Source organism: Acinetobacter sp. YH01006, assembly GCF_013420445.1.
Lineage (GTDB): Bacteria > Pseudomonadota > Gammaproteobacteria > Pseudomonadales > Moraxellaceae > Acinetobacter > Acinetobacter pseudolwoffii.
The window spans coordinates 17206-34802 of record NZ_VOYB01000014.1; the positions used below are offsets into that span (position 1 = coordinate 17206).

A 17597-nucleotide genomic window follows, 5' to 3' on the forward strand; every position below is an offset into this window, starting at 1 on the left:
TCTCTAAGCTCATTAAAATAATACGCTTTATGATCATAAAAATAAGCTATGAACGCGTCAGAAAAAATCTTGTTTCATCAGAGTAGTCCGATCATGCGCGCTATCGGATATTTACTACTCTGTTATCCGGTTGGCATATTCAGCATTTTTTATTTAAGCAGTCTGCGTAGCAATTCCAGCTTTCTGCAAGGATTGTTATTTTTATGGCAGGAGTCGCCTGGCTTTTATGTTTATATCGTCGGCTTTCTTGGTCTTTCGCTGCTCATGCTGGGAACCAAACTAAAAATAACGTCTCAGGCAATTTATTATACTTTGGCCGGTTTCCGGATCAGCCTCTGCTTAAAACGACACTCGGTACACTATAGCTTTCTGAATCCTCGATACGATTCTCTCAAAGCCCATCTCAAGCGCTGGCTGAGTAGAACTCCAGCGCATGTCATCAGTCAACGCGATGGCACGCTAGATTTTAGATTATGCCAGCCTGGTCTGATCAACCAAATCTGTCTCGGGTTTTTCCGGATTCAATTGTCAATGTTTTCCCGGCAACAGGCTCAACAGATTATGCAGGCCATACAAACTGCTTGGAATTTTAGGGCATAAAAAAAGCCCTGCATCTGCAGGGCTTTGTTCGCTTCATGAGTGCTTACTTTTTCTTTTTAGGACCAAGCAGCATACCCATTTGACGGCCTTCCATTTTCGGCATCTGTTCAACAGTACCGAATTCAGCCACGTCAGCTTCAATTTTTTGCAATTGAGCCAGACCCAACTGTTGGTGCGCCATTTCACGGCCACGGAAACGAAGGGTGATTTTCACCTTGTTACCTTCTTCAAGGAACTTGATGATTGCACGTAGTTTTACGTTGTAATCACCAACATCAGTACCCGGGCGTAGCTTGATTTCTTTCACCTGGACTTGATGTTGTTTTTTCTTCGCTTCTTTCTGCTTTTGCTTAAGATCAAACAAATGCTTGTTGAAGTCCATGATCTTACATACTGGTGGCTCAGCATTGGCTACGATCTCGACAAGATCAAGTTCCACACTTTCTGCTGCGCGCAGGGCTTCAGCTAAGCTTACAATCCCTTTTTGCTCACCATTTTCGTCTACAAGACGGACTTCTTTCGCACGAATTTCATCATTCAAGGCAGGACGGTTTGATTTGTTACCGCCCTGTTGATTACGGTCAGGCTGTTTAATCGCTGTTACTCCACAATGTACCGGCCGCGTTCGGCAACGGCTGCTTTTACTAGGTCAACGAAAGCATCGATTGACATAGTACCCAAATTTTTTCCTGAGCGGGTACGGACGTTTACTGTACCTTCTTCAACTTCCCGGTCCCCAAGTACCAGTAAGTAAGGAATACGCTCTAATGTACGTTCACGAATCTTAAAGCCGATTTTCTCATTTCTCAAGTCAGAAATTGCACGAATACCGTTTTCTTTAAGTTTTGCGACAACTGACTCACATGCTTCTGCCTGAGAATCGGTAATATTCATCACACACGCTTGCATCGGCGCCAACCAAGGTGGCATGAAGCCTGCGTAGTGTTCAATCAGTATACCAATAAAACGCTCAAAACTGCCAAGAATTGCACGATGTAACATTACTGGCTGATCGCGGTCGTTATCTTCTGTGACATAAGACGCATCTAAACGTTCTGGCAAGTTAAAGTCACACTGAATGGTACCACACTGCCAGACACGACCCAGACAGTCTTTCAGAGAGAATTCAATCTTCGGACCATAGAATGCACCCTCGCCCGGCTGAAGCTCCCATTCAAGACCCGCAGCATCTAAAGCATCTGCTAAAGATTTTTCAGCCATATCCCAAAGTTTGTCATCACCGACACGTTTTTCAGGACGCGTTGATAATTTCATTTGTACTTCTTCGAAGCCAAAATCTTTGTATACGTCGAGTGTCAATTTGATAAAGTCTGCAACTTCAGGCCCAATCTGTTCTTTGGTACAGAAGATATGCGCATCATCTTGAGTAAAGCCACGTACACGCATAATGCCGTGTAAAGAACCTGATGGCTCGTTACGGTGACATGAACCAAATTCTGCCAGACGTACCGGAAGATCACGGTATGATTTTAAACCCTGGTTGAACACTTGTACGTGACAAGGACAGTTCATTGGTTTAACCGCGTAGTTACGGTTTTCAGAATGCGTGGTGAACATGTTGTCTGCATAGTTGGCAGCATGTCCTGATTTTTCCCACAGCGTGAAATCAACCACTTGCGGGGTACGGATTTCTTCATAGCCGTTGTCTTGCTGAACTTTACGCATGTATTGTTCAAGTACCTGGTAAATGGTCCAGCCGTTCGGATGCCAGAACACCATACCCGGTGCTTCTTCTTGCATATGGAACAAATCAAGCGCTTTACCAATTTTACGGTGATCGCGTTTTTCTGCTTCTTCAATACGTTTTACATAAGCTGCAAGCTGTTTCTTGTCTGCCCATGCTGTACCATAAATACGTTGTAACTGTTCGTTTTTCGCATCACCGCGCCAGTAAGCACCAGAGATTTTAGTCAGCTTGAACGATTTTAAGAATTTGGTATTTGGTACGTGCGGACCACGGCACATATCCAAGTAATCTTGATGGTAGTACAAGCCCATTTGTGTTTCTTCAGGCATGTCGTTGATCAAGCGTAATTTGTATTCTTCGCCACGCGCTGTGAATTCTGCAATCACTTCGTCACGCGGGGTCATTTTTTTCACAACATCATAGTCTTGATCGATGAGCTTTTTCATACGCTCTTCGATGGCTGCCATGTCGTCTAATGTGAATGGACGTGGCATCCAAATGTCATAGTAGAAACCTTCTTCAATGACCGGACCAATGACCATCTTTGCTTCTGGGAACAGTTGCTTAACCGCATGACCCACCAAATGCGCGCAAGAGTGACGAATAATTTCGACACCGGCTTCGTCTTTAGGCGTAATAATTTGTAAGGTTGCATCTTCAGTGATGAGATCAGACGCATCCACTAAACGGTCGTTTACACGACCAGCAACGGTATTTTTTGCAAGACCAGGACCAATGCTGAGTGCAACGTCCATCACAGATACGGCTTGATCAAACTGTTTTTGATCGCCATTTGGCAAAGTGATAATTGGCATAAGAAATCCTTAAGGAGTGATGCCCCGTACCATGGAGCATGTCACCGCGAGATTATGATCGAGGAAAACCTCAAAAGATAAAAACGGTGGATAAATAAAATCGATTCGAATTTTACACGGCTTGGCCGCATGATTAAACCTTTTCCCCAATAAAAATCAGATTTACTCCCAAATCTTTCCCTGATCTTTAAAGACTTAGGCTCATCTTTTAATTCAAAATGTGGTTATTCCCGGAAAGTCTGCCACTCAATAAATGTTCTCTCACGATAAACATAGAGCTGGGCAAATTGTGGAATGATGGCTTCACTTTGTGTCGGCCTTAAAAACACATAATCATCGACATGAATATCGCATTGCCTAGGTACCTGAAGCATTTCCTGATTACTACTGCGACCATACAACAGATGCGGCTGGCTTTTTTCAGGATAAATATAATCTGCCTGCCAATAGCCACCATAGATAAACAGTGCTTTATGCCGATGCGGCAAATGATTCAGCATTTCCAGACCCGGAATCTGGCTATAAGACAATACCTTTAAAATCGGTGCGGCAATCCAGAGCGCACATTTTAAAGCGGATAAATTGTCCAGATCGAAGTCACTGGGTTTGAGCAGCATCGAGCCAAAAGCCAGATCATTACAGACACTCTGCTGGCAATGCTGCATAAAGGTCGGACTGCCACCACCGTTAAAACACAAATCTGCCCGCCATAAATCTGGGAATTGCTGCTGAATAGTATTTTTATATTGTTGATAAATCTGCTGCGATTGCTGATAACTTCTTTCGGGGCTTTTCAAAATATTCGGCAATTTGGCGACATGTGCATCATAGCCCATCAACCCTGAAAGCCTGAGAGCGTCGGGATATTGCTGAATGAGTTTGAGTAAGGCTATTAACTGTTGCTGACTACTCACCCCACCACGATGTAAGCCGACATCAATTTCAATATTGATATTTAACTGAAGATTAGATTCTTGAGCGAATTGCAGATATTGCTTCAAGCGCTTTATGTCATCGATCAGCCATTGAATATTGCTTTGATCATTTGCTTTATTTTGTTCAGGAACGTTTTGATAAAAACCTTGTACCGCATGAATTGGCATCGGTTTACCCAGCAAGATATCAGCCTGTTCAAATGCTCTCATCATTTCTAAAAGATGGGGTAAATGAAATACCATAAATCGTCGGGTATTCAGCTTTTCACTGGCCAGTTTGAGTAGCGGGATACTGGCTAGAGACTTCACCACCAGACGCGGCTTGAGCTGCGCAGGGATTTTTGCCTGTACAATCTCCAGATTCTGCTGATATTGAGCCAGATCCAGAATCAGTTGCGGTGTACCAGTTCCCTGCTGCTGCAAATCTTGGGTCAGTTGCTGAAAATACTTCGATTGCATAATTCGCTCCTGCTATTCAGACAAAAATAACTGCTGTAAATGCGGATTCAGCCATTTTTGCTGCGGATCCAGTTGCTGGCGCAATCTCATAAAATCATCCCATTTTGGGTAAAGATCACACAGCGAAGCGGCTGTCATGCTGTGCAACTTTCCCCAATGTGGCCGTCCCTGATACTTCTGAAAAATCGGCTCGACCAGATCGAAAATAGCTCGGCAATCCTGTTTATAAAACTGATGAATCGAAATCGAAACCGAATCACGCTGATAAAAAGGACTCAGCCATATCTCATCGGCTTTGACATAACGAAACTCGACTGGAAAGAACATCGGCACTCGATGTTTGCGTAAAACACGCAGAACCTCGTCCAGACACTGCAAGCCGGAATCGACCGGAAGCTGATATTCCATTTCATTAAATCTGGTCTGACGCGGAGTCGGAAAAATCCGGGATGACCAATCCACATAACAACTCGGTTTAACAAAAACACCCAATAATTTTTGCAGATAAGGATTAGATGCAGGAATAAATCGGGTCAATTCAGAACACAAAGTCAATAACGCATCTTCAGATGGCCAGTTCTCCTGCCTTGGCTGAATTTCATCATTCGTTTCATCCAGGGTTTTTAGCATGACCTGATCAGAATGAAGAAAAGCCCAAAATTCAATATGCCGGTGCTGATGTTTCCATTGATCGATATGCGCAAATACTTCTTTTAATGGACACAGCCGAATCTGTTCTTTTAATTTATAGCGCGGACGATTTTGCAGGGTAATTTTGGTCAATATCCCCAGACTACCTAACGCCACACGCCCCGCTTGAAATATCTCGGTATTCTGCTGATGATCACATTGCAACAGCTCTCCATCTGCAGTCAGCAATTCAAAACCGTCCACAAAAGCAGATAAACAGGGTAAATCGATGCCGGTGCCATGCGTTCCCGTGGAAATCGCTCCCGCCAGACTTTGCTGATCAATGTCACCCTGATTGGGTAAAGCTTGATTGATCGGGGCAATATATTCACCTAAATCATATAAACGCGTACCAGCGTGCACGGTACATTGAACTTTTGCCTCATCCAAAGCCACCACACCTTTTAAATGATCGAGATGAAGCAGCACATCATTGGTTTTAGCCAAAGCACTAAATGAATGCCCCGCACCTACTGCACGAATCTTTGCCTGTGACTTCACCAAACCTTGTAATTCGCTTATTTCTCTGGGCTGAAAAACTTGAGGAGCGCTGTGCTGACTCCCTGACCAGTTTCGCCAGACTGCATTCGCCTGTTGTATTTTCATTATTATTCTCTGGCTCATATTATTTTACTGACTCAATTAGAGTAAAATACCTAAAAAATCAAATATGGGAACCCACGGGTTCAAAAAAATCAAATAGGGCTAAATATTTTAATTAATATTCAATGACTTAAAATTTATATTAATTTACTCGACTAAAGCATAAATGCAAGATTTCGAAGAAGTGCATATCTTTTCAAAAGGATATGAAAATAACGATACAACGGAGTTTTACCATGGTTAGCGCATACGATGAATTACCGCGTACCCCCGCAAATTTTGTAGCCTTGTCACCTTTACGCTATCTAGATCGTGCAGCTTATATCTATCCGAATCAAAATGCGATTATTCATGGTCAGCGCCGCATTACCTGGCGTGAAAAATACAATCGCTGCCGTCAGTTTGCCAACCAACTCCAAAAATTAGGCATCGGTAAAAATGATACCGTGTCTGTCCTGCTGCCTAACGTCCCTGCCATGATTGAAGCGCACTTTGCTGTGCCGATGGCAGGTGCGGTACTCAATACCTTAAATACCCGTCTGGATGCCAAGACTCTCGCCTTTATGCTGGAACATGCTGAAAGCAAAGTCTTATTGGTCGACCCTGAATTTACTGCACTTGCGACCGAAGCACTGGCGCTGGTTTCACAAGAGATCTATGTGATTGATGTGGCCGATGCAGAGTTTGAAGGTGAAGACAGCCGTATTGGTCAAATCGAATATGAAGACTGGATTGCCCAAGGCGATGCAAATTTTGACTGGCATTTGCCTCAAGATGAATGGGATGCCATCAGCTTAAGTTACACCTCTGGAACTACCGGCAATCCCAAAGGTGTGGTTTATCATCACCGCGGTGCCTACATTAACGCAGCCAGCAATATCATTGCCTGTGGCATGACACCGCGGGCCACCTATTTATGGACACTGCCGCTGTTCCACTGTAATGGCTGGTGCTTCGCCTGGACCATGGCAGCCAATGGCGGAACCAACGTCTGCTTGCGTAAAGTCGATGCTGAACTGATTTTCAAACTAATTGCTGAACATAAAGTCGATTACTTCTGTGGCGCACCGATTGTCCTGTCAATGCTGATCAATACACCTGAAGAGAAAAAGACCAAAATTGACCATCGTGTCGAAGTCATGGTGGCGGGTGCTGCCCCGCCGGCTGCAATTATTGAAGGCATGCGTAATATCGGAATTAATGTGACGCATGTCTATGGCTTAACTGAAACCTACGGCCCTTCTGCACTCTGTGCATCACAGGCCGGCTGGAGTGATTTGTCTATTCAGGAACAGGCGCAATTGCATTCACGTCAGGGTGTGCCATATCCGCTACAAGATGGTATGAAAGTGCTTGATCCTGACACCATGCAGGAAGTTCCGCATGATGGTCAGACCATGGGCGAGATCATGTTCCGTGGCAATATCGTGATGAAAGGTTATTTGAAAAATCCAGAAGCGACCGCAGAAGCCTTTGCCGGTGGCTGGTTCCATACCGGCGATCTGGCCGTGTGTCAGCCTGATGGCTATGCCAAGATTACCGACCGATCTAAAGACGTGATTATTTCCGGAGGGGAAAATATTTCCTCGCTAGAAGTCGAAGAAGTGCTGTATCAGCATCCTGCCATTTTAACGGCAGCTGTTGTGGCCAAGCCGGATCCACGCTGGCAGGAAGTACCATGTGCCTTTGTAGAACTCAAAGCAGGACAAACTGCAACAGCGGAAGAGATTATGGAATTCTGCAAACAGCATCTGGCACGTTTTAAAGTGCCTAAAGATGTTGTGATTACCGAAATTCCAAAAACCTCGACCGGAAAATTGCAGAAATTTGTTTTACGCGAATGGGCCAAAGAACGCGCTGAAGGTGAGTTTTCTTAATTCCATACCAGTGTGTTTTTTCAAAATCTACTCAATAAAAAATCGTGCCAAGTTTTCTTAGCACGATTTTTTTTAACTTACCTTCTCCAAACCTATCCCATAGGAAGAGGCTGATCAGAACAGTTACATCTCAACCATTTCCACGCCATCAATACGTGCCACAGTCATCAAGTCTTTATCACCACGACCTGAAACCGTCGCAATAATGATTTGATCCTTGTCCATGGTCGGTGCAAGTTTAGACACATAAGCCATGGCATGTGCGCTTTCAAGCGCCGGAATAATGCCTTCAATCTTGGTTAAATCACGGAAACCCTGTAGGGCTTCATTGTCCGTGATCGGTACATAGTTCACACGTTCCATATCTTTCAGGAAGCTATGTTCTGGCCCCACACCCGGATAATCCAGACCGGCAGAAATTGAATGCGTTTCAATGATCTGACCTTCTTTATCCGACATCAGGTAAGTTCGGTTTCCATGCAGTACACCGACATGACCAGCATTCAATGGCGCTGAATGTTTACCGCTTTCAATACCCAAACCCGCGGCTTCTACACCGTACATTTGCACATCTTGATCGTTCAGGAATGGATAGAACAAGCCCATTGCATTGGAACCACCACCAACACAGGCTACCAAGGCATCAGGCAGACGACCAGCTTGCTCCTGAATCTGACGGCGTGCTTCACGGCCAATAATCGACTGGAAATCACGTACCAGCTGCGGATATGGATGTGGGCCTGCCACGGTACCAATCACATAGTAAGTTGAATCGACATTGGTGACCCAGTCACGCATGGCTTCGTTCATGGCATCTTTCAAGGTTTTAGAGCCACTTTGTACAGGCACAACTGTCGCACCAAGCAAACGCATACGGTACACGTTCATGGCCTGACGTTTGACATCTTCAGCGCCCATAAATACCACGCACTCAAGACCTAAACGTGCTGCAATTGTGGCGGTTGCTACACCATGCTGACCGGCACCTGTTTCGGCAATAATACGTTTTTTGCCTGACAATTTTGCAAGCAAGGCCTGACCGATGGTGTTGTTGACCTTATGCGAACCGGTATGGTTCAGGTCTTCACGTTTCAGATAAATTTGCGCACCACCCAACTCTTTCGACCATCGTTCAGCATGATATAAAGGACTCGGACGACCGACGTAAAACGCCAGATCACGGTCAAATTCTGCCAAAAACTGTGCATCATCTTTCATACGGAAGTAGAGCTTTTCCAAGTCTTCTAAAGCCGCCATGAGTGTTTCTGACACAAAACGTCCGCCATGAATACCGAAATGCCCGCGTTCATCCGGGAATTGGGTATAGTCAACTGCCTGACTGTTCTGGCTAGTACTTTGCTGATCCACGATGGACTCCTTGCATAAAGCGTTCTATGAGTTGTTGGTCTTTAATACCTTTTGCGGACTCGACACCGCCACTCACATCTACGGCATAGGCCTGTGTGGTGAGAATTGCCTGTTCGATATTGTCAGGATTTAAACCGCCTGCCAAGATCAAGGGAATATCAAGTTTGGGAAATGTCTCCCAATCGAAGCTGTGGCCCGTACCACCTTTCAGATCAGGATGCCAGGCATCTAGCAGCACTGCACTAGCACCTGCAGCTTGATAACGCTGAATTTCCGCGACCACATCCAGATCAGGCTTGACCTGAATGGCTTTATACCAACGGCGTCCGACCTGCTGGGCGATAGCCTGACACTGTTCAGGTGTTTCATCGCCATGAAATTGTAAAATATCCAGTGGAACGGTTTTCAGAATATCCTGAATTTCATCTGCATGACTATTCACAAATAAACCTACGGCCTGCACATACGCCGGAATCGCCCGGATCAGGATTTCAGCCTGCTCTAAAGTGACATGACGCGGACTCGGGGGATAAAATACAAATCCTATCGCGTCACAGCCAGCATTGACTACGGCATGTACATCTTCGACTCGGGTGATTCCACAAATTTTGGCACGGGTTCGCATATTATTCTGGCTCTAGATCTACCAATGTCTTGAACAATCTATAAGATTGGGGCAAATCATTGTAATGCAATTTTTCCGGCTTGCGTAAAGTTCATCCGGATTATTCTTGCTGCAGATTGTGTATAAGGCATACAAACTTTATACTGCGCCCATCTTGCAACAAGCCAAAGTAGCCTCCTGCTTTAGGGAAGCTGGTGTAAATCCAGCACTGCCCCCGCAACGGTAAAAATGAAACGTCTATCAAATAAACCACTTCGGTTTACACCACTGCATCTTGATGTGGGAAGGTGGATAGACAGCAAAGCCTGTACTTTGCACATTTAAGTCCGGAAACCTGCTTGTTGTGTTCTATCACCCAATCATTCACGGGGAAGTGAATGTATGGAGCATTTCATGTCTATTCAATTTCAACCTACTGCCTTGGTAGGTGCGATCGCACTTGCGTTGGGTATCACTTCACCTGTTTTTGCTACCGAGCAAAAAGTTGCAAAAGCATCTTTGGATACCATTGTGGTGACTGCTTCTCGTAGTGAACAAAATATCAAAGATGTACCCGCGCGTATTTCAATTATTGAAGCTGCGACTCTTGAGCAATCTCCTATTGCTTCATTACCAAACTTATTGAAAAAAGAGGCTGCTTTAAACGTCGCTCAGCTCGGCGGTTATGGACAACAGTCCTCTATTTTTATGCGAGGTACAAGCTCTTCACATACACTCGTTCTTCGTGATGGCATGCGATTGAATACAGCATTAAGCAGTTCAGCTTCCTTACCTTTTATTGATACGACTGATCTCAAGCAAATTGAAATTTTAAAAGGCCCTGCATCCGTTCTATATGGCACAGATGCGATTGGTGGTGTGGTACAACTCGTGTCTAAAACACCTGAAAAAACATCTGCATTTATGACTGGTGAAATTGGCGAGAATAAAACCTACAAATCACTTGTGGGTGCCGATTTAGCTGAAGATGGTTTTTATGCGCAAATCCGTGGTCAACGTCTAGAAACTGACGGAAAATCTGTTCTAGATAATGAAGATGAAAACTATTCCTTTGACCAAAAAGGTTTCAGCACCAAATTTGGTGTCGACAAAGACCAATATGCGTTATCTCTTGATTACAGCCAAAATAAAGGCACAAGTGATTACAACGCAGGTAGCCTTACTTCACAAGATTTTGAAAATGAAATGTTTAACCTGAAAGGGCGCATTAACCTAGGTTCACAATTAGAACTCAATGCTCGCTTATCGCAGTTTGATGATCAACTCGATCAAAATGCTGCGAATTATCTGGGTCAGGTCGATTATTCATATAGCACCACTCAAGAAGCTGAAATGTATGCCAAACTCAATTTAAATGATCAGCATCATTTTTTATTAGGCACAACTTACAGCAAGCTTGATGGCGATGTGCTGTCCTATGGAATAGCCTATCAAGGTGATGTTTCATCACAAGGCTATTATGCACAACATCAATATCAATCAGACAAACTTAATACGCAACTTGGCATCCGTGTTGAAGACAACGAAAAATATGGCACCCATACGGTAGGCCAAGCCGCTGCACGTTATGCAATATCACCTCAACTCAGCGTCTATACGAATATCGGCTCTGCTTTCCGTTCACCGAATCTGAATGAGCTGTACAGTGGCGAATCTGCAAATCCAGACCTAAAAGCCGAAGAAAGCCTGTCTTATGAAATCGGCTTAGACCATGCTCTCACTCAAAACTCATCTGTTGCAATTTCTGTATATCAAAATGATATAGATCACATGATCCAAAAAGTAGATGGCAAGTTAAATAATATCAACGAAGCGACACTTCGTGGTGGCGAGCTTGCATGGAACTGGAAAAAAAACGATTGGTTCATTGATGCTGCTTTTGCATATGTGCAAGCTAAAGATAGCAAAGCGGATGTTGCTTTAGCTAAACGACCACGTCAGACCCTCACTCTGACTACAGGCCTGGAAAATGAAGTTTATGGAATGAGTGCTTCTCTTATTGCTCGTTCCAAGTCAAAAAGCTGGAGTGATTCAGACCATAATCCGGGCTATGCGACCGTCGATTTAAATGCCTACTGGAATATCAATCCACATGTCAAAGTCTTTACCAACATAGAAAATGTCGGTGATGTCCGTCATAAGATCGAATACAACTGGAATAATTATTATATTGATGAAGGCCGCCTCGCTTCTGCCGGTGTAACCTTTACATACTAAGTTCAGCGTTTCAATAAATACTTTTGAGCATCATGTCATGCCTATGGCATGATGCTTTTTATTTACAGCATTTAAAAATCAAGGAAATCACATGGGTCACCGTTTAAGTAAGATTTATACCCGCACAGGCGATTCAGGCACCACAGGTTTGGGTGATGGTTCTCGCGTTGCCAAAGACGATTTACGTATTGATGCGCTCGGTGATGTGGATGAACTCAATGCCGTGATTGGTGTATTACGTGCACAGATTTCAGCAAGCACGATTGAAGATAAAGCCACTTGGGACAAATCTTTAAGCCTGATTCAACACTGGTTATTTGATCTCGGTGGTGAAGTGTGTATTCCGGGTTTTAATCTGGTACAACCTGTGTCGATTGATTTTTTAGAAAATGATATCGACCGTATGAATGAAGCCTTGCCAATGCTCAAAGACTTTATTCTGCCTGCCGGCACTTTAGTCTGCAGCTTTGCCCATCAGGCGCGCGCAGTCTGCCGCCGGGCAGAACGTAGCGTGATGTCAGTCCACTCTCGCGACCAGAATATTCAGGCAGCGTCGCTACAACTGCTGAACCGTTTATCAGACTGGCTATTTGTAGCATCGCGCACCTTGCAACGCAGCGAGGGCGGTTCAGAAGTGCTGTGGCAAAAAAATATCAATGACAGCATCGAAAACTAGAATTATTTCTTGATTCTAAATCTAAAAATACGCGTCAGATGTATCTTGATTTTACAGTGCATCTGACGACAATAAGCCTTATCATCTTTTTGTCACATAGCACGCATACAATGAAATCAACTTCTCAATTTATGGGCAGTCTATGCGCATAATTGGTCATCGTGGTGCACGTGGCGAAGCCCCTGAAAATACCCTAGGCGGTTTTCAATATATTCAAGACATCGGTATTCGCGCCGTTGAGTTTGATGTGCGTCAGCTCAAAGACAATGCCTTAATCATCATGCATGATGACGACTTTGTGCGAACCACAGGTTTGCAAAAGCATTTATATGAATGCAATCGTCAAGATCTTGCACACTATAATCATGCTGTGACCTGGTCAGACTGGAATAAAGTCGAAGCCACTCCCCTTTTAAATCAGACCTTAAATGTCATTCGAGACTTTGAGCATATTGAAGTCGAAATCAAAAGTGTCGATTCCGAAGCTGCGGCTGAGAAAATTGCACTGGACGTTGCACAGCAACTGCAAGGCTATGAGCAGGCGGCCATCATTACCAGTTTTGATGCCAAAGTCCTACAAGCCTTCAAACAGCAAAATTCCCGGCTAAAACGCGGTTTACTCATCGAAACCGACCTAAAATATCAAGCGATTGATCAGGCGCTAGAACTGGATTGCTGTCATATTGGCTGGATGAATGAGCTGGCCAGCAAAGACCTGATTCAGGCCACCCAGGCTGCTGAATTAAATATCAGTGTCTGGACAGTCAATGATGTGAGTCGAGCCAAAGAGCTGCGTGATTGGGGAATTCAAGGGCTAATTACCGATTACCCAAAACTGATGCTACAGCAACTCTAAAAAACACCCTGATTATTGATCAGTTCAAATCGTTTTATTTAAGACAGCTCGATTTCATGTCAAGCTATTAAAGCGTGTCTGACTTTTAGATTGATTCGACTTGAATGTTAAATTAATTTTCTATGAGATATATTCTGCAAATTTTCTGGCAATATTGTAGAAATGATGAACAGTTAAATCGCTTAATATTAGCCCAATTAAATAGTCTAAAAGACCGATAATCCTCAGTCACTTAGTCGGAAATCAAGCCCCGTCTAGACTGGCAAAATGGTCGTTTTTGCCCTACTTATCCTGTTACTGACAAGTACAATACAACCGTACAATAATGCTAGTGATGCTATAGGCCACATGCTAATATAAACAAGATAGGCTGCTGTTAAAATCAACAGTGGTTTCTGCTTTTTGTTAAACCTTCCGAGGTTCTAGGAGTGCTGTTGGAGATGAATGCTCCCTTACCCAAAGCCCCCATTAACTGGATTGCGGTGTTTGCATTGGTGTTATTACCCATTGTCGCCCTGATTGCAATTCCGTTATATGCGTATCACCATGATTTTAGCGCCGCCGCTTGGATCAGCATGTTTGTTTTACTGGGCGTAAGCAGCCTTGGCATTACAGCAGGATACCATCGCCTGTGGGCACATCGTGCTTATGAAGCCACTCTACCATTAAAAATCATCTTAATGATTATGGGTACATTTGCTGTACAGAATAGTATCTTGTTCTGGGCATCTGGTCACCGTACTCATCATCGTCATGTCGATGATGTGGATCAAGATCCGTACTCGATCAACAAAGGTTTCTGGTATGCACATATCGGCTGGATGTTACGTGATTATCCATCAGGTGTGGCAAACTATAAAAATGCGCCAGATCTGTTAAAAGACAAAGTCGTCATGTTTCAGGACAAATACTATATTCCATTAGTGATTGCCGTTCATGCTGCTATTTTGCTTCCAATTGGCTGGGCAGTCGGCGATGTCTGGGGAGTCTTGCTGCTGGGTGGATTAGTACGTTTAATCCTGAGCCATCATGTGACTTTCTTCATCAACTCGCTGTGTCACATGTGGGGCAATCGTCCTTATACCGACGAGAACACTGCACGTGACAACTTCGTACTTGCGATTGCCACCTGGGGTGAGGGTTATCATAATTACCACCACATTTTCCAGTACGATTACCGTAATGGCGTGAAATGGTGGCAATACGATCCAACCAAATGGTTGATCTGGACCTGCTCCAAACTGGGTTTAGCCAAAAACTTACGTCGTATTCCTAGCTTTAATATCAAAAAAGCGGAACTGGCAATGAAGTTTAAATATGCTGAACAGGATCTTGCGGTGTATGGCCATGATGTTTCTGAAGACATCATTACTGTGAAAACCAAGATTGCACAGGAATATGATGCCTTTACCCAAACTTTAAATGACTGGGCCAAACTGAAAGAGCAAGAAATTCAGGTGAAAAAGGCTTCTATGGCAGAAAAAATTCACCAGATGGATGACAAACTGAAAGTTGAATTCCAGCTGGTTGAACAGCGTTTATCCCATCACCGGGCAACCTTAAATCTACTGGTTCGTAATTTGAAAAAATCAGCAGTATCTTAATAAAAACTGCTCACAAAAAAGCCCCAATCGGGGCTTTTTTTATGTCTGAAAGAAAGATAACTTGAACTCTCGTTTATACAACAGTTTTCTACAGGCAACTTTGTTATAGTCAAGGTATTCCAAGCCTGTACTGAGTGCCATGTATTTTAACTCTCGTTATCAAACCCTTCCTGCTGCCCTTTACCACCATCAAGTTCCGCTACCGTTGAAAGGCGCAAAAGCCGGGCATTTTAACGTAGCTTTGGCAGAACAACTGCAATGGTCAGATGAAGACAAAGCGCAATGGGTCGAGATGTGTAGTGGTCAGAAAGTCTTTGCTGAGTTTCAACCCTTGGCCATGGTCTACGCAGGTCATCAGTTTGGTCAATGGGCTGGACAATTGGGAGATGGTCGCGGCCTGTTAATTGCACAGATCCTTGATCAGGAAGGTCAGATTATTGACCTGCATTTAAAAGGTGCGGGTGCAACGCCCTATTCGCGTATGGGTGATGGGCGTGCAGTACTGCGTTCGGTGATTCGTGAATATCTGGCGGGTCATGCATTAAATGCTTTGGGTGTAGCATCCAGTAATGCAGTAGGTTTTACTTCATCAATGCAAGGTATTCAGCGCGAAAAGCTCGAACCCGGTGCAATGATGTTACGTACTTCAGACTGTCATATTCGTTTCGGGCATTTCGAGTGGATCAATCAATATCAACCAGATGTATTAGCTGAGTTCACGCAAAAATGTATCGAGTGGCATTATCCGGAATGTCTGCAAACTGAACAGCCAATATTAGCCTTTGCCACAAAAGTCATTCAGCGCACAGCGGTGATGATTGCCAAATGGCAACTGGTTGGCTTCGCGCATGGCGTGATGAATACTGACAATCTGAATATTACCGGCTCGACTTTGGACTTTGGTCCTTATGGCTTTATGGAACGCTTCCGTCCGAACTGGATCAATAACCATTCGGATTATCAGGGGCGTTATACCTATCAGCAACAACCAAGTATCGGGCACTGGAACTTGTGGCAATGGTTAAACAATCTGGTTCCCCTCTGCCCTGTGAATTATGACAAAGAACAATGGAAACAGGATTTAGCTGCATGTCTGGAGCACTATGAGCCAACATTCTTGGAACATTATAAACATGGTTTAAACCAGAAAGTGGGCTTGCCAAGTTTCCATAAAGACAGTTTTGACTGTGCAATGGCATTCCTGCGAATTTTGCAAAGCGAGCAACTGGATTACACCCAGAGTTTTATCCGCCTGCAAAATAAAGACTATGATGCTATTAAAGATGATTGTCTGGATCGCCGTCAGTTTGAAGCTTTCCTGACACAATATGAAACTATTCGTGCACATCAGGATATTGAAGAACTGGATGCCGCCATGAAGCAAGCCAATCCGCATTACATTCTGCGCAATCACATGGCACAGAAAGCCATTGAACGGGCAGAGCGTGATGATTTTTCCGAAGTCGATCGTTTGTTTAAATTGCTCAGTCAGCCTTATCAGAAACAGCCAGATCTGGAACAGCCTGAAGATTTAGCACCCTTGCCAAGTGATGTGCCTGAAGTGATGGTCAGCTGTTCGTCTTAAAATTTTCTATTGGACTACAGATGACATTATGATGATCTGAACATTGAAAATATGAACCACATGTCTCAAGAATCAGCATCTTTATACTTCACTATTGCATGTAATCAGTAGTCTATTGAAGATTTCATCTTGGAATACCACCTTGATCAAATATCTCAAGTTCAAGTGTGGTATGCCGATGAGGATCTGCTAAACCTAGAACAATCCACACAGCCTCTAGGCATACGACTGAATATCGGTGCGGTACAGCTACATGATGATTTCACACAACAGGTCTACTTGTGGTTGCATCGACTCAAAACAAATACCAATATCTTGCAGTTGACTGAAACCTATCGTAAAGCCCTGCATTTGTACATTCAAGCGTTTAATGAGCAAAGCTCGGGTTTTCATCTCACGCATCAACTTTTAGGTTTACTCAGCGAACTTAATATCGAATTTCATGTGCATAGCCACTTAAATACTTCCTCTGAACAAGAAACATTCACAGAGCCCTTAACATCAATGGCTGACACCCCATTCACAATCACAGAATCAGCGAGCTTTCGCATAAGTTCAGAATGCTTAACCGCCCAACAGCTACAAGAATATTTTCAAGGCATGCGGTTCAATATTCTTTTTGATCAAGGTCTAAATATTCGTTCACAAAAATATTTGGAGCATGCACAAACTAGCTTGCTGGAACTGCCATCTCGCTTAAATTCTGAACATCACGATTTAGATCAACACCTCCACTATCTCGTTGATCAACTCCACCCATATCAGTCTGTCTTACGAAAAACCTTTTTCAACCCTCATATTCAGCAATATATTCAAGCGCATGGGCATTTAGAAAATCCACATCATCGCAAGTTAAGTGTAGCGAGTATAAAAGCATTGTTTTCTATGGGGCTCAGCCTTGATGTAGATTATTATTTTGCCTGTTAATTTATTCACATCCAAAATAAAAACTGTGGATGATTTAAGCATTATCCACAGT

At 43.8% G+C, this 17597-nt stretch carries 14 protein-coding genes and 1 riboswitch; of the genes, 8 read left to right on the forward strand and 6 right to left on the reverse strand.

The window, feature by feature from the left end; all coding sequences use genetic code 11:
• Positions 1-48: 48 nt before the first annotated feature.
• Entirely contained in the window at positions 49-600 is a 552-nt protein-coding gene (locus tag FTT73_RS11815) for a hypothetical protein (RefSeq protein WP_159516258.1), read from the forward strand.
• A 43-nt stretch (positions 601-643) separates the two neighbouring features.
• On the opposite strand, the gene infC is transcribed toward FTT73_RS11815, so the two are convergent.
• From infC to FTT73_RS11835, 4 genes are all read right to left on the reverse strand, one after another.
• Positions 644-1141 (reverse strand): translation initiation factor IF-3, encoded by a 498-nt coding sequence (infC, locus tag FTT73_RS11820; RefSeq protein ID WP_004647518.1) that lies wholly within the window; start codon positions 1139-1141, stop codon positions 644-646.
• 59 nt (positions 1142-1200) lie between these two features.
• A complete protein-coding gene (gene thrS / locus FTT73_RS11825; protein ID WP_005095787.1) occupies positions 1201-3123 on the reverse strand; it encodes a threonine--tRNA ligase in 1923 nt (640 codons plus the stop codon).
• 224 nt (positions 3124-3347) lie between these two features.
• Positions 3348-4517, reverse strand: coding sequence for an alanine racemase (locus FTT73_RS11830; protein ID WP_005172567.1), 1170 nt, complete (start codon positions 4515-4517; stop codon positions 3348-3350).
• A gap of 12 nt (positions 4518-4529) precedes the next feature.
• The gene (locus tag FTT73_RS11835) at positions 4530-5813 is read right to left on the reverse strand and encodes a D-arabinono-1,4-lactone oxidase (protein ID WP_180191466.1); all 1284 of its coding nucleotides are present in this window, start codon (positions 5811-5813) and stop codon (positions 4530-4532) included.
• A 233-nt stretch (positions 5814-6046) separates the two neighbouring features.
• Between FTT73_RS11835 and FTT73_RS11840 the strand changes: the two genes are divergently transcribed.
• Positions 6047-7687 carry an acyl-CoA synthetase gene (locus tag FTT73_RS11840; protein ID WP_180191467.1) on the forward strand — a complete coding sequence of 547 codons (1641 nt, stop codon included), beginning with the start codon at positions 6047-6049 and terminating at the stop codon, positions 7685-7687.
• Positions 7688-7810: 123 nt separating this feature from the next.
• On the opposite strand, the gene trpB is transcribed toward FTT73_RS11840, so the two are convergent.
• Together trpB and FTT73_RS11850 are read right to left on the reverse strand one after the other, a co-directional pair.
• Positions 7811-9055, reverse strand: a complete 1245-nt coding sequence (gene trpB / locus FTT73_RS11845) for a tryptophan synthase subunit beta (RefSeq protein ID WP_005095779.1) — start codon at positions 9053-9055, stop codon at positions 7811-7813.
• Complete coding sequence (locus FTT73_RS11850) at positions 9036-9680, reverse strand: phosphoribosylanthranilate isomerase (protein WP_180191468.1); 645 nt, start codon at positions 9678-9680, stop codon at positions 9036-9038. The genes trpB and FTT73_RS11850 overlap by 20 nt, the downstream gene beginning before the upstream one ends.
• A gap of 144 nt (positions 9681-9824) precedes the next feature.
• Positions 9825-10037, forward strand: a riboswitch (cobalamin riboswitch).
• Positions 10038-10073: 36 nt separating this feature from the next.
• Between FTT73_RS11850 and FTT73_RS11855 the strand changes: the two genes are divergently transcribed.
• The 6 genes from FTT73_RS11855 to FTT73_RS11880 all read left to right on the forward strand — a co-directional run bounded on the left by FTT73_RS11855 (position 10074) and on the right by FTT73_RS11880 (position 17545).
• Entirely contained in the window at positions 10074-11897 is a 1824-nt protein-coding gene (locus tag FTT73_RS11855) for a TonB-dependent siderophore receptor (RefSeq protein ID WP_180191469.1), read from the forward strand.
• A 91-nt stretch (positions 11898-11988) separates the two neighbouring features.
• The gene (locus tag FTT73_RS11860) at positions 11989-12573 is read left to right on the forward strand and encodes a cob(I)yrinic acid a,c-diamide adenosyltransferase (RefSeq protein ID WP_005172582.1); all 585 of its coding nucleotides are present in this window, start codon (positions 11989-11991) and stop codon (positions 12571-12573) included.
• Positions 12574-12715: 142 nt separating this feature from the next.
• Entirely contained in the window at positions 12716-13429 is a 714-nt protein-coding gene (locus FTT73_RS11865) for a glycerophosphodiester phosphodiesterase (RefSeq protein WP_100329210.1), read from the forward strand.
• Positions 13430-13869: 440 nt separating this feature from the next.
• Positions 13870-15033, forward strand: coding sequence for an acyl-CoA desaturase (locus FTT73_RS11870; protein ID WP_005095770.1), 1164 nt, complete (start codon positions 13870-13872; stop codon positions 15031-15033).
• A gap of 139 nt (positions 15034-15172) precedes the next feature.
• Entirely contained in the window at positions 15173-16618 is a 1446-nt protein-coding gene (locus FTT73_RS11875; protein WP_180191470.1) for a YdiU family protein, read from the forward strand.
• A 129-nt stretch (positions 16619-16747) separates the two neighbouring features.
• Positions 16748-17545, forward strand: a complete 798-nt coding sequence (locus FTT73_RS11880) for a hypothetical protein (protein ID WP_218955704.1) — start codon at positions 16748-16750, stop codon at positions 17543-17545.
• Positions 17546-17597 lie beyond the last annotated feature (52 nt).

Bases quoted from the DNA above. Each gene is read 5' to 3' on its own strand.
- FTT73_RS11865 (WP_100329210.1), top strand. From the start codon at position 12,716: ATGCGCATAATTGGTCATCGTGGTGCACGTGGCGAAGCCCCTGAAAAT.
- FTT73_RS11860 (WP_005172582.1), top strand. From the start codon at position 11,989: ATGGGTCACCGTTTAAGTAAGATTTATACCCGCACAGGCGATTCAGGC.
- thrS (WP_005095787.1), bottom strand. From the start codon at position 3,123: ATGCCAATTATCACTTTGCCAAATGGCGATCAAAAACAGTTTGATCAA.
- FTT73_RS11830 (WP_005172567.1), bottom strand. From the start codon at position 4,517: ATGCAATCGAAGTATTTTCAGCAACTGACCCAAGATTTGCAGCAGCAG.
- FTT73_RS11870 (WP_005095770.1), top strand. From the start codon at position 13,870: ATGAATGCTCCCTTACCCAAAGCCCCCATTAACTGGATTGCGGTGTTT.
- FTT73_RS11855 (WP_180191469.1), top strand. From the start codon at position 10,074: ATGTCTATTCAATTTCAACCTACTGCCTTGGTAGGTGCGATCGCACTT.
- FTT73_RS11850 (WP_180191468.1), bottom strand. From the start codon at position 9,680: ATGCGAACCCGTGCCAAAATTTGTGGAATCACCCGAGTCGAAGATGTA.
- FTT73_RS11815 (WP_159516258.1), top strand. From the start codon at position 49: ATGAACGCGTCAGAAAAAATCTTGTTTCATCAGAGTAGTCCGATCATG.
- FTT73_RS11835 (WP_180191466.1), bottom strand. From the start codon at position 5,813: ATGAAAATACAACAGGCGAATGCAGTCTGGCGAAACTGGTCAGGGAGT.
- FTT73_RS11875 (WP_180191470.1), top strand. From the start codon at position 15,173: ATGTATTTTAACTCTCGTTATCAAACCCTTCCTGCTGCCCTTTACCAC.
- FTT73_RS11840 (WP_180191467.1), top strand. From the start codon at position 6,047: ATGGTTAGCGCATACGATGAATTACCGCGTACCCCCGCAAATTTTGTA.